At 67.6% G+C, this 12,521-nt stretch carries 12 protein-coding genes; all 12 read right to left on the reverse strand.

Going from position 1 to position 12,521, the window contains the following annotated elements; translation table 11 throughout:
• Window positions 1–6 precede the first annotated feature (6 nt).
• Window positions 7–3,435 carry a phage tail tape measure protein gene (locus QH470_RS17130; protein ID WP_280273371.1) on the reverse strand — a complete coding sequence of 1,143 codons (3,429 nt, stop codon included), beginning with the start codon at window positions 3,433–3,435 and terminating at the stop codon, window positions 7–9.
• Window positions 3,436–3,584: 149 nt separating this feature from the next.
• Complete coding sequence (locus QH470_RS17135; RefSeq protein WP_280273372.1) at window positions 3,585–3,953, reverse strand: DUF7426 family protein; 369 nt, start codon at window positions 3,951–3,953, stop codon at window positions 3,585–3,587.
• Between the two features lie 10 nt (window positions 3,954–3,963).
• Window positions 3,964–4,602: a DUF7426 family protein gene (locus QH470_RS17140; protein ID WP_280273373.1), complete on the reverse strand. Its 639-nt coding sequence runs from the start codon at window positions 4,600–4,602 to the stop codon at window positions 3,964–3,966.
• A 25-nt stretch (window positions 4,603–4,627) separates the two neighbouring features.
• Window positions 4,628–5,404 carry a phage tail tube protein gene (locus QH470_RS17145; protein ID WP_280273374.1) on the reverse strand — a complete coding sequence of 259 codons (777 nt, stop codon included), beginning with the start codon at window positions 5,402–5,404 and terminating at the stop codon, window positions 4,628–4,630.
• A complete protein-coding gene (locus tag QH470_RS17150) occupies window positions 5,401–5,838 on the reverse strand; it encodes a minor capsid protein (protein ID WP_280273375.1) in 438 nt (145 codons plus the stop codon). The genes QH470_RS17145 and QH470_RS17150 overlap by 4 nt, the downstream gene beginning before the upstream one ends.
• Window positions 5,835–6,176 (reverse strand): hypothetical protein, encoded by a 342-nt coding sequence (locus QH470_RS17155; RefSeq protein ID WP_280273376.1) that lies wholly within the window; start codon window positions 6,174–6,176, stop codon window positions 5,835–5,837. Before QH470_RS17155 ends, QH470_RS17150 begins: the two co-directional genes overlap by 4 nt.
• A 9-nt stretch (window positions 6,177–6,185) precedes the next feature.
• Window positions 6,186–6,515 (reverse strand): hypothetical protein, encoded by a 330-nt coding sequence (locus tag QH470_RS17160; RefSeq protein WP_280273377.1) that lies wholly within the window; start codon window positions 6,513–6,515, stop codon window positions 6,186–6,188.
• Complete coding sequence (locus QH470_RS17165; RefSeq protein ID WP_280273378.1) at window positions 6,512–6,940, reverse strand: hypothetical protein; 429 nt, start codon at window positions 6,938–6,940, stop codon at window positions 6,512–6,514. Before QH470_RS17165 ends, QH470_RS17160 begins: the two co-directional genes overlap by 4 nt.
• Window positions 6,941–7,017: 77 nt before the next feature.
• Entirely contained in the window at window positions 7,018–8,790 is a 1,773-nt protein-coding gene (locus QH470_RS17170) for a P22 phage major capsid protein family protein (RefSeq protein WP_280273379.1), read from the reverse strand.
• A gap of 91 nt (window positions 8,791–8,881) precedes the next feature.
• The gene (locus QH470_RS17175) at window positions 8,882–9,061 is read right to left on the reverse strand and encodes a hypothetical protein (protein ID WP_280273380.1); all 180 of its coding nucleotides are present in this window, start codon (window positions 9,059–9,061) and stop codon (window positions 8,882–8,884) included.
• Window positions 9,058–10,827 (reverse strand): phage minor capsid protein, encoded by a 1,770-nt coding sequence (locus QH470_RS17180; protein ID WP_280273381.1) that lies wholly within the window; start codon window positions 10,825–10,827, stop codon window positions 9,058–9,060. Before QH470_RS17180 ends, QH470_RS17175 begins: the two co-directional genes overlap by 4 nt.
• A gap of 18 nt (window positions 10,828–10,845) precedes the next feature.
• The gene (locus tag QH470_RS17185; protein WP_280273382.1) at window positions 10,846–12,519 is read right to left on the reverse strand and encodes a phage portal protein; all 1,674 of its coding nucleotides are present in this window, start codon (window positions 12,517–12,519) and stop codon (window positions 10,846–10,848) included.
• Window positions 12,520–12,521: the final 2 nt, after the last annotated feature.

The following is a 12,521-nucleotide window of genomic DNA, read 5'->3' on the forward strand; positions in this document are numbered from 1 at the left end:
GCGGGGTCAGACCCCCAGCTGTCGGATGTTGAGTTCCGCTGTGCGGCGGCCGGAGTCCACGTCGACGTCGACTTGCACCGGCTTGCCGTCCTTGACCGCGTCGATGAGGACGGTGAGCTTTTCCCCCAGCGCTTCCAGCTGCTTGTCCAGACCGGGAATCGAGGTGTTGCCGGTGTCGAAGCCCCGGAACTTGCCATCCGCGTCCCAGCCGGACGCGCCGGTCAGCGCGAGCCCGGCACCGAACGCCGCTGCGCGGTATGCGGCTGAGGCCCAAACAGCAAGTGGCACATCCTGTTTCGGTGTGGACAGTGGCACCCCGCCTTGGTCGCCGCGGGTCACGATCTCCCAGGAGCCGGTGTGTACTCCGCCGTCGCCGTCTTGGCCCAGTCCGCCGAATCCGCCCATCGCGTACGGGGTGAGCTGAAGACCGAAACGGTGCGCGACCGAGGCGAGGATGGCAGTGGACCGGGCGCGCTTGGCGACCGAGAGCGGGATGTACGCCTCGCCGCCGGTCTCCGGTTCACCCCAGACCCGTAGGTCGCCAGCTGAGGCGATCTGGGCGGTGTGGTCCTCGCTGCCGTCGGCAAACCATCGCGCGTTGAGCGTCGCGATCGGCTTGCGGTCGTCCGTGCTCGACTGCCCGCCGAGCGAGGCCGGCCAATTGACAACGCGGACGTCTTGCACCGAGCCGCTGGAGGATCCGGCGGACGAGGTACTGGCCGTCCCTGCGGATTTGCCGTCGGCGCCGCCGTTCTTCTCGGAGCCTGCGCCCACGCTCGGCGGATCCATGAGCAGGTGCATGACGTTCGGGAAGTCCTGTGCACCAGCGGCTCGGCCGCCGTACTGACCGTTTCCTCCCGCGCCGCCCATCTCCACATGTGTGCCGTCGGGCAGTGTGACCGCGGTGTGGCCGCCGCCGGGCATGTTCGGATCGTTGATCCAGCCGATGCGCAGCGATCCGTCCGGGCCGGGGCCGTCCTGAAATCCGCGGGCCGCCAGCGCCTCGCCCTCGTTGTCGGTGGCGAACCGCCCACCGGTCATCGCGTTGCCGTAAACCGCGAGGTTGGCAATACGGGACGCCGCGCCGGAGCAGTCGGTGTCCCAGGAGTCCGACCAGCCGCCCCAGACGTACTTCGCACCCTCGATACCGCGCGCCTGGACGGCGAGGTCGTCGGTGTGAAGGCCGCCCTTGGAGAACTGGAGCAGGTCGTATCCGAAGCGAGCCGCGACGTCGGCGAGGATCGCGGTCGATCGCGACCGCTTGGCCTGAGCCAGCGGGATATACGCTTCACCACCGGTTTCCGGTTCGGCCCACACCCGCATGTCACCCGCCGGTGCGATCTGAGCGCGGTGGTTCTCGGTGCCGTCGGCGTAGTGCACGTACCCGGACTCTGGCGAGTAGGCCGGTGCGTTCGCACGCAGCTGCGCGTTGTCGATGCCCGCCTGCACACGCTGCCAATCGACTTGCAGATCCAGTGGGATCGGCTTGCCGGTGTTCGCCGTGACGAAGTCATCGAGCGTCTTTTGCGCCTCTTTGGTTTCGGCCGTCACGCGAGAGGTGCCGTCAGGCAGGGTCTCCACCTTGAAACCGAACTCTTCGAGCCGCTGCTTGGCCTCGTCGGTCAGGGCCTCAACGCGCACCGCCTTGCCGTCGGGGACAGCGTTGACGTCGGCGCCGAACAAGCGGGCCATCTCCGCAGCGTTGGCGGACTGCTCGCCCGCAGTGCGGACCGAGTCGCGGATCGCGTCGATCTTGGGCCGCGCGCCGTCGAGCAGGTCGGCCATCTGCCGCGCCTTGTCGGCAGCGGAATCCATTTGGCCGCCGTACCATTCGGTGGCCTTGCCCGCGCCCTCGATCGCCTTGCCGGTGTCCTCCAGGCCGGGAATGTGCTTGATGATGCCGCCGACCTTCTCGGTGAACCCACCAATTGCCGCCAGCGCCTTGCCGATGCTGTCGCCGATGCCCTCTTGGAAGGTCGCGAAGGCACGCAGCGAGCCCGACGCGAACGCGATCAGCCCATCGAGGCAAGCGAAACCTGCGTCCGCCAGATGGGTGAAGAACGAGATGATCTCAGGCTGGTGGGCTGACACCCAGTCCGCGGCCTTCTGCAAGGTCGGACCGAATGCCTCAGCGATGGAGAACTTGACGCCGTCCATCGCCTGAGTGATCGAGTTCCGGGCTGCCTCGAACTTGTGCGCCGTGGTGTCGCCGATGGTGTTCGCGGCCTGGTCCGCAGCACCGGCTACGTTGCCGAATTCCTGAGTGGCCGTGTCGAGATTCAGGGCGTACGCGGCGTCTTGGATGTCCTCGAACTTGGTCCCGAACAGGGCCAGTGCGGCGTTGTAGCGGTCCTGGGGGTCCTTGATGTTCTGGAGTCCGCGGAGCAGCGTCGCCATCATGTCGCGGGCCGCCTGGCCGCCGGAGGACATCGCTTTCCGCGCTTCCTCGGCCTTGACGCCGAGCTTGTCGAATCCGTCCGCGCCTTCAGCTGTGCCGTCGGTGACGCGCAGTTTGAATTCCTTCAGCGCGTCGATCACGACGTCGGTGTCTCGCGCACCAGCCTTTACGCCCTGCGCGACGAGAGCCCAGCCTTCGGCACCTTGCAGGCCCAGTGCCCGCAACTGCGTCGAGTATTCGTCGAACGAGTCGAGCAGGTCATCGGAGTTGTTCAGGCTGTTCTGCTGCGCCTTCACCAGCAGGTCGAACGCGCCAGCCGCGTCCTTCGCGATGCCGTTCTTCACGGCCTGGCCCGCAGACCGGGCAACCGCGGGCAGGTCTTCGCCCATGAGCTGCGAGACGACGTTCAGCTTCTCGATGACAGGCTGCATCTGACCGGCGGTCTCGGTGCCGTTGAGCAGCCCGGCCTGAATCGCAGCCGAGACCGCGTCCATATTCGAATTGACCGATTCGCCCCAGCCGTTGGCGAAGGCATCGCCAGCCGCCGTGCCGATGACCTTCATCTGCTCGTCGGAGACACCGAGCCGCGCCTGGACCAGCGCGGCGTCCTTCTCCATCTGCATTCCGTCGGAGATGGCCTTCGCGAGCACCGAGCCCGCAGCCAGACCGACCGCGGCGACACCGACCAGCGACATGGCGATCGGTCCGCCCTTGCCGCCCAGCCCCTCGAGCTTGCCAGCGAAGCCGGAGACAAAAGAGTCGCCCATTTGTGTTCCCGTGGAGGACATCTCGGTCGCGCGAGAGCCGATCTTGCCGATCGCCTCCGATGCGCGATCAGCCGCACGGGACAGGCCGGCGGGGAGGTCGATGCGCCGAGTGGCGCTGGACGCCTGCTCGGCCGAGCGCTGGATCCGGTCGACGTCGCGGGCCGCGCCTTGTGCCGATTCGCCGAACCGTTCGACGTCGCGGGCAGCGTTGCGCGCTCCGAGGCCGCCGCGCTCGATGCTGGCGCCGGTGCTGGAGAAGCTGCGGTCCACCTGTCCGGCAGCGCGTTCGGCCGCGCCTCGCAGTCCGGTGAATCCGCGCTCGGCGTTGTCGATGCTCCGCTGGAATCGGGAATCGTCCAGGGAGAGTTCGGCGTAGATCTCACCGACCTTGGTCGACATGTACGCCTCCGTTCAGGGGGTTAGTCGCCTTCGGTCTCGTTTCCGGCGTCGAGTAGCGCCTGGAGGTCGACGAAGTCGGCGAGCTGTGCGAATTGCCAATTGGCGCGGCCCAAGTCGGGGCTGCCGCCGAAGTGCAGGAGCGCGGTCCGGCCCGCGTGCATGGCCATCGTGTCGGGCACGTCGTTGCGTGCCATCTCCTCGCGCGCCGGGCCGAGGATCTTCACGATCTCGTCGTATTCGGCTGCTGCGGTGAGTGTTTGGTCGATAATCAGCGTGCGGAGCCGGTCGGCTTCGTTGATGCCGGGGCACTTGATCTTGTAGACGACGCCGCCGATCGGCAGTGAGAGGTCAGGGTCGTAGAACTCGGTCAGGTCGCGCAGCGCGGCCATAGGGCAGTCCTTACGGGGTGGGAGTGAAGATGGCCCGGTGGAGGCGGGTGCCCGGCATGACGGCGAGGTCGCGGATCCGCATCTCGAGCCATCGCCACGGGCGTTCGTGCAGCACACCGGAATTGAGGTCGACGCCGAACACGGAGTGCATGTCCAGCTCGATCTGCGTCCAGCACGCGAAGACGTCGCGCCACGGCATTGTGGGCGTGGCGGCGTTCTCCGGTGCCAGCTCGGGCGGGTTGAACCAGCGGCGCAGCCCAGTGACCGGGTCGATCGGGCCGCCGCCGGGATCATCTGGGCCCAGATGGCCGGGTGCGGATGGGTCGGTCTGCTCCCCCGCGGGCGGCTGGTCGGTGTCGAGTTCGCCGTTCCAGTACGCGGCAGCGACGTCCGGGCCTTTGCCGTAGTGCAGCAGCGCGGTCCGGCCGACGAGCGCTATCGCGGTCTCGTCGGCGCCGAGTGCATCGAGCTGGTCCCACGCGGCGCCGAGGATTCGCCGGATCTCGGCGCGCTCCATCTCGGGTGTGAGCGCGCCGAGATCGGCCATGATCTTCCGCAGCCGCAGCCCGTCCCAAGCGGACGGGGATGCGATGCGGATTCGTCGGCCGCGAACAGGCAGGTACAGATCGGGATCCAGGAACTCGGTCAAGTCCTGCACGGTTCGGGCCTTCCGATCACTCGACGTTGACGGTGCCGCTCGGGGTCAGGCCCGAGCCGGAAGCGGTGACCGCGGTGACGGTCACGGCGAAGGTGACCGTGTAGCCGGTCGCAGCGGTACCGGTCACGGTCGCGTTGCCGGTGCCGACGGTGGGCAGCGCCTCGAGTGCACTCTTGAACGCCGCAGCGGTCGTGTTGTTGGCGATGCCCGTAGTGGTCTCGCCGTCGACGGTGACCGTCCAGGTGCCGCCGGTGGTACCAGCGGGCAGCGTGAACGTCTTCACGATTTCGGCGAGCGGCTTGCTGATCCGCTTGTGCTGGCCCTGGCCGGTGCAGGTCGCGGTGAACGACAGCAGACCTTCCTTGTCGTCGGCCGCGCTGACCCAGTTGACGGCGAAGTAGCCTTCCTTGGCCTCGCCGATGTCATCGGTCCGCCAGTACCGCAGGTGCGCCGTGTTGGCGTCGCCGATCTCCTCGCCGTGCGACCGCAGCTTCTCCTGACCCGGATCCGGAATGTAGCCGGGGGTGCGGTTGCCCTTGCGCAGTCCGCCGAGTTCCAAGTTCTCGCCGATCGCGGTGGCGATCTGCGACTTCCGGCCGCCGGAGTGGATATCCCCGTTGTCCTGGAAGGTGATGTCGTTGGTCGGATTGACCTTGTTCAGGCCCATGATGAACACCCACTGCGGGGTGCCGGCCTGAGCGGTGCCGTAGTTGATGTCGATCTGTACGGCGTAGTCGCGAGCGAGTGCGGTCGCCATGCCAGCGGAGTTGGGGGCCTGGAGCGGAGTGGTCACGAAGTGCCTCCTGGGTTGAGGGTGAAGACGTAGGAGTCGGCGCGCTCGTAGCGGCCATTCGAATCGGGCGTGGTGAGCCCGCGGACCTTCCTGCGGCACAACATGACCCGCACTGCACCGGGCAGGATGAAATGCGCCTGATCGTGCACGAGACGGTTGGCTGCGTCTGCTGCGTCGTCGGTGGTGCGCGGGTCGGTTCCGGCTGTGCGCCAACGAAGTTGGACGTACAGGTCCGGATTGTGGTCGTCGCGGTCGAACACCTCGTCGTAGACGGTGATCGCCAGCGCGGCGTCCGGCTGCGCGGGCAGCAGGTTAAGGAAGACCGCCGGTACGGTGCCCGCCGAATATGCGCCAACGGGCTGGTACCGCACGAGCCCTGCGCTGTCGAGGTAGCGGGCGAGCGAGTCGACGAATGTCCCTGTGTCGGTGCTCATTTGCCCATCCGCTTGCTGATCGCGGCGCCGACGATGCGCTCCAGGGCGGCACCGAACTGGTTGAGCGGCTTCTCCAGGTACTTCGCCTGTCGGCCGTTCGGGTGGTGAGCGGTCAGGTCCTCGTGCTGGCGGTACGCGTAGGGCGTGTTGTAGCCGACGCGGGCCTTGCCGTCGCGCACCTCAGCGGTACCGGAGTTCATCAGCGGTCCCTCGTCGAGTGGGACGATCGCATTGGACTGCGACAGCAGCACCTCGCCTGCCTGGAACAGACCGTCCTCGGCGGCGTCGCGGGCCGCTGCGGCGATGTCGTCGCCGTTCCAGCGGAACGTCAGTGCCATCGCAGCCTCCTATTCGAGGTAGATCACTTGCGTGTCGGGAAACGGTGGCCCGGCAGCGGAGGCGGAGACGGCGACGACTTTCGTGGTGCGCCCACCGAATTCGCTGGGGAGCGTCACCTCTGATCCAGGCGGGATCGCGGCGACGCTCGGGGGGAATGAGATCGACGCGGAGGCAACGACCTCGTCGCCGCTCGAGTCGCGCACCATCTGGTTCTTGACCGCCACGTTGCCGCGCTCGGCGATGGGCTGATCGAATACCGAGCCAGCGGCGCCACTGCCGGAGTAGCGGCGCACCAGCGGCATGTGGCGCCAGAAGACCGCGAGGGGGTCGCTGGTCATCGCCGGGCCACCATCGACGAGGCCAGCCCAGCGTTGCGCAGGACCAGATATCCGGCGTCCGTGAGTTCGGTCAGCAGCCGCGCGCGGGCGGCGGCCTGCTCAGCGCCGTTGTAACTGACCGATGAGCCGTTGGTCGACGCGGACGCGACGGTCGGTGCGAGGCCGGCGGGACCAGACAGCGGTACCACGTCGTTCTCGATCCACTCGCGAACCTGAATGCATGTCGCGTCCGTGAGCGCTGCGGCGAGAACAGGATCGGTGGGGACACCGGCCGGACTGGCGTCGTACAGGTCGTTCTTGGTGGCGTTCCGGACGATCTGCGACGCGGCCTGGAGATAGCGCACGTCGTCGCTTTCGGCGAGCTTGTCGAGCTGCGCCGCGGTGACGTGCTCGGCGAGCTGGTCGGGTGTGGCGTAGGTGAGCACGGAGCCCTCTCAGGTGCGGGCGTGCCTGACCGGCCGATGCTGGACCGGCCGGTCAGGTTCACGGGGTGATCGTCAGATCAGGGCGCGGTCGCGGCCGGGGGCGCCAGCAGCACCGACGCGGAGGCCAGTCCCTCGGGGCGGAACACCTTGCCGCCGTAGATGTTCAGACCGCGAACGATGTCGGCGAACCGCTTCTGATCGCGGATCGTCTCGACATTGTTGATCTGGTTCGCGAAGCTCAGCGCCTCGGAGATGCCAGCGACGACCACGTAGTCGTCCTTGTTCGCGCCCGAGCCACCGACCTTGGCGATGTTGTTCGACTCGAGGATGTCGAAACCGGCCATCCGGCCCACGGTGCCGTTCAGCAGCGGGGTGTTGGGGGTCGCGCCCAGCTTGTCCGCCGAGATGAAGCGCTCGTCGAGCAGTAGCGGCGACAGCAGCTCCGGCGGGACGGCGATATACCGGCCGACCTTGGGGATCGACGCCCGATCCAGCCTCTCGCGCAGCTGCACCGCGACGCGGTACATCGACAGCTGACCGACGGTCGCCTTCTCCGGCTCGGCGTCGCACACGGTGACGCGGCCCAGCTGGTTGCCGGACTGCACGCCAGCCGTCAGCAGCTTGTACAGGAACAGGTCGACCTTGTTCTGCAGCTTGTAGCCCGCGCGGGCGGTGGCCGGGTCCTCGAAGTTCTCCGCGGCCTGAAGCTCGTCGATGTCGTTGACGCGGAAGGCGAAGTAGTCGCCCTGGTCGATGACCATCGCGGTCTCGTCGTCCGACAGATCCTCGACCTCGAGGTCGGTGGTCTTGTCGTAGGTCTTGACGGTCGGATCGCCGATGGTCGACACGTGGACGGTGTCGCCCTTCTGGCGGATCTGGCCCTCGTACTTGCGGTTCGCGACCTTCGGCTGACCGAAGACCAGATCGGACTCGAACGGCAGCTGGACGACGTCGGACCAGAATTCGGGGATGAAGTTGATAGCCATGCGGCCACTCCTTGAATGGTGGTGTGCGGCAGAGAGAGAGGGGGTTACTTGCGGCCGAGGATCTTGTTGGCTCGGCCCTTCCTTGACTGCCTTCACGCGCTCCTGCACCGGAAGTGCCTGGTACTGCGCGTAGGTGAGCTGCCCGGAGTTCTCGCCCTTGCCTGAGCCGGTGTCGGCGCCCGACCGCTTCGGCGGCTTCGGGGGCTCGTTGGCTGGGGTGATGCGGAACTTGGCCGGGTTCTTGTCGACGGCCTTGGTGATCTCCGCGGACACCTGGTCGGCGAAGTCGTCGGCGGCGGGGTCGAGCTTGGCGATGGCCGCGGCGAAGGAGCGCGAGTCGAGCAGCGCGTCAGCGTCGACGTCCTTACCGGCACTGCGGTAGACGGCCAGCTCGACGCGAGCTTCGTTGGCGTCCTTGACGGCGGACTCCAGTTGGCCTGTCAGCTTTCTCGGGTCGGTGGCGTCGTCATCGGAGACGAATCCGAACAGCTTGCCGACCTGCTGCTTGAACGCGTCCAGATCCGTCTCGGCCTTCTTGGCGCGAGTGCGGTGGTGAGCGGCGTCGTTCCGTGCGGCGCGCAGCTTCGGGTCTTCGGCCTGGCTGCCTTTCGGAGCCTGGTCGCCGTCTGCGGAGTCGGCGCCGGCCTCGGGTGCGCCGGTGTCGGCCGCGCTGTTGTCGGCATCCTCCGTCGCGTCAGAGTCCTCGGCGCCGGTGTCCTGCGTGTCGGCGGCGGCGGGCGGCGCGTCGCCGGTGTTGCCGTCGCCGGTCCCGTCTCCGCCGAGGATCGGCCACACGGGATTGCCTCCGACGATGCCGAGAGCGCGCAGGCCGGTCACGGGGTGGGTGGGCAGGACGATGGACATGAACCCTCCTGGGGTGTTCGGTGATTGCCCACTCCCGGTGGGCGCGCGACGAGGTCCCGGCGGGCCGGGGTGTCGCGAGTTCGAGTGAGGATCAGGCGGTTTCGTCGTCGGGGACGTCGAGCGCCTTCTTCAATCGGCCGCGCAGCCAGAGCTGAGCGAGCCGTTCGTTCTTGCTGCCGGGCGCCGCAGGGGCGTACGGGTTGACGGCGTCGACCTTGTCGGCTGCGGCAAGGCCCGCTTGGTAGGCACGGAGGAAGTCTCGACCGCTCATCTGAGGAAATCTCCTCTCGCGCTGCGCATCTTGTCCGCCGCTGCCGGATCCAGGAGGTCGGCCTTGAACTCGTCGAGAGTCGGTCGGCCGTGCTTGTCCCAGTAGGCGCGTAGTTCCTCCGAGGCGTACTTCTCGGCGGTTTTGGCGTTGCCGAACCACAGCGAGCGCGGATCGACTCCGGCCGCTTGTCCGGCCCGCGAGAGCATGTAGCCGTTCGTCGCATCCTCCGCGGTGAGCCAATGCTGGTACGCGTGATCCTTGAAGGCGTGCCGGGCCAGGTCGTTGAACGAGTTGCCCTCGTAGCCCTGGCCTCGCAGCATCGCGATAGCCGCCTGCGAGCGCTGCGTTTTCACGGAGACGCCGTACGCCTTCTCGACGGCTCCCTCATGGTCTACGCCCTCAGCGACCAAACGGTCGTACTCACGCTCGTACCCTGCCCACCGTTCGGCGCGCTGGGCGGTGAGCTTTCGGCGGTGTTGGTCCTCCGCTTCGAGCCGGTCGAGCAGGTCCATATCGAGGTCTTCAACGGCCTGCTCGATCCGCGACGTCAGCTCCTCGTCGTTGAGGTGCTTGAACTCGCGTGCGTGTCGCGTCGGCTTGGCGGGTGCGACGGCCGATGTCGGCTCGGGCGGCGGGGTCCGCGTCAGCTTGGCGGGCTGTGTCGCGTTGCCTGCGTCACCGACGCGTAGCTGTTCGCGGGCGTTGCGACGCGGGACGCCGGTCCTCGCGACATGGTCGCGGATCGCCGCCTGACGCTCGCGGACCTTGCGTCCGGCAGCCTTTTTCGCGGCGGGGGTGATCGCGGCGGCTTGTTGCCGCTTGGCCTCGCGGACTTGCCGTTCGAGACGGCGGAGCTTCTGCTCGTCGGCGTAGCCCTGCAGGTCGGACGCTTCGACCTTCGGGCGAGGTGCGCCGGGCACCCACAACGTGTGCGTGTGCTTGCAGTTGGGGTGGTGGAGCCCTCGGGCCTCGGCCTCGGACATCGACGCGAACACGGTCGCCGTCACGCTCGCGCCGGTCAGCGGCGAGACAGCCTCAGTCTTTCCGGCCGGAGTGCGGCCGGTGAGCGAGACGATTTTGCCTTCGAACGGGCGGCACTGCGGCGCCGGATTCGTGTGCGACGAGATGACGACGAGGTCGTATCCGCGCTGGAGCAGCCGGTCTGTGTGGCCCTGCTTCATCGCGCGCAGACTGGCTGTGCGGACGGCCATCTCGGCGTAGGTGTCGATCCGCCACTTCCGGCCGGCCTTGTCTCGGAACGAGGTCAGCCCTTGAGCCGCGAATCGGTCGAGCGCGGCCTGTGTGGCTTCGCGCCGTGTCGCGACGCCGGTCACGACGCGACCGGCCGCCTCGGTGACGACCTCGCGGTATCCGTCGACGGTGGACCGGAGGATCTGCGAGTGGGTGCCGACGACAGCCGATGTCGCTTCAGCTGCGAGCGCGGCCACCGCTTCCTGCGAGACGACCGGCGTGGTCGACGGCGGTCCGGGGATATCTCCGTCGGCTGCGGCGACGCCGGTCGCGTGTGCCTGGATCAGGGCTTGCTCGATCTGCTGCGCGACAACCGGATCCAGAGCGAGCAGGAATCCGCGCGCTTCCTTCGACAGTCGACTGATCTCGGCGAGCTGGACACTCACCCACTGCGGGGTGTCGATGCCCTTCTCGATCGACGCGGCGACGCGGGCGAGTAGCTGCACCTCTGCGTCGGCGTAGATCTGCGCGACCGCGTCCTGCAACCCTGCAACGTTGGCGGGCTCGTACGCCATGACGATGCCCGCCTTCCGTTATGCAGCGAACGGCAGCTCCTCGCCGTCGTTCTCGTTGTCGTCTGCTGGTTGCTCGTCGCCGGTGTCGTCGACCGGCTCCTCGTCCGCGGCCGAATCCGCCTCCGGGAACGGCTGATCGGCGCCGAGCGAGAGCGGGTCGGCGACGGCGCCTTCGTCGAAAATCCGGGCCACCTCTTCGGCGACCGCGGTGTCGTCGTACTCGGGGTTGAGGTGGCGGACCTTCCATTCGGTCGAGACCGCCTTGGCGGATTCGAGCGCCTGGAGGGTCTGGCCCTTGGACTGCATCGACTCGCGTGCAGCGGGCGGCCAGTGCACCTCGAGTTCCTGGCCGAGCGTCGCGCCGGTCTCGAACACTGCGGCGTCGACCTCGATCAGCGTGCGGGAGGCGCGTGCGAGCACGGCCTTCCAGATGCCGGACCGGGTCTTGAACGTCGCGGTGCTGGCGTCCTTCTTCGCGTCGACCTCGGTGGCCGTCATAGCGGCGCCGGAATCGTCTGGGAGCCCGAATGTGTACGGGGAGAACCCGACTCGACGCAGGATCGCTCGCAGGAAGCCTTCGCCGGTGCGGAGGTGATCGTCGACGCGGATCGCGAACTGGTGTGCCTCGATGACGGGGTTGCCGTTGGGGACGCCGCCGACCTTCTCGTACACCTCTTGTTCGACGTTGAAGGTCGTGCCCTTGCCCGGTCCCTTCACTTCCAGCAGGTGCTCGGATACCAGCAGGCGCGCCTTGGCCAGCCGGACGTCACGGGCCAGCGACGAGTAGGTCTCGTCGATCTGGTCCATCAGGCCGATGACTGCTGGGTCGCCGATGTCGGAGCGGCCGAAGTGCCGCAGTGTGCCCTTGCCGCGGAACATGGGATTGGGCAGCGCATTCGGGAAGTAGAAGGCAGTGAGGCCGATGACGCCGGTGTCGACGTAGCCTTCCTCGTTGACCGGAATCCCCTCGGTCTCGGGGTGCTTCGCCAGGTCGATCGGACGGCCGAGCGAAACCGCGGTGCCCTCGTAGAGCTCGTGGTAGATGCGGCCGTACTTCTGCTCCTCGGTGCCGTCGCTGTAGTACTCGATGTACCCGGCCTCGTGCCGTTCCAGGTGCCGCAGCACCTTGTCTTCGGCCTCGTTCTGGTCGACGACTTCCCAGAAGGTCACCGCCGACAGCTCGCCGTAGATGAACTCGGGCACAGCCTGATCGGCGTCGACGAAGTCGAGCCAGGCGTGGTCCTTGACCGACGCGTTCCAGACGATGCGCGCATAGACGCCACCCAGGGCGGAGCCGGACTCCGCGCCCTGGAGCATGGCCGAGTGCATCTGCGGCGCGTTGAGGATCATGTCGACGCGTTCGCGTGCCTTGTCGTTGGCGTCGGTGTCATCGGCCGCGACGCGGAAGGCCACCGGATCGGGCAGCAGCAGCGATGCCGCGGTCTGCACGATATCGGCCGCGATCGGGATGTGGATCTGCCGAATCTGGTTCGACACATCCGGTTTGGTGCCCCAGAACAGGCGCCTGATCCGGTCCTTGAGGCCCACGAACCCTGAGCGTGCGGGCTCGCCGTGGGTCGCTGACAGCTTCTCGGCGTCTCCCTCCCACCACACCTGGCATGTGGAGAACATCTGGAACGCGGGGGCGAGGTGGCGGGGAGGCCACGGCGTATTCGCATCAGGCAACGGCATGA

The organism is Nocardia wallacei (assembly GCF_029868745.1).
Lineage (GTDB): Bacteria > Actinomycetota > Actinomycetes > Mycobacteriales > Mycobacteriaceae > Nocardia > Nocardia wallacei_B.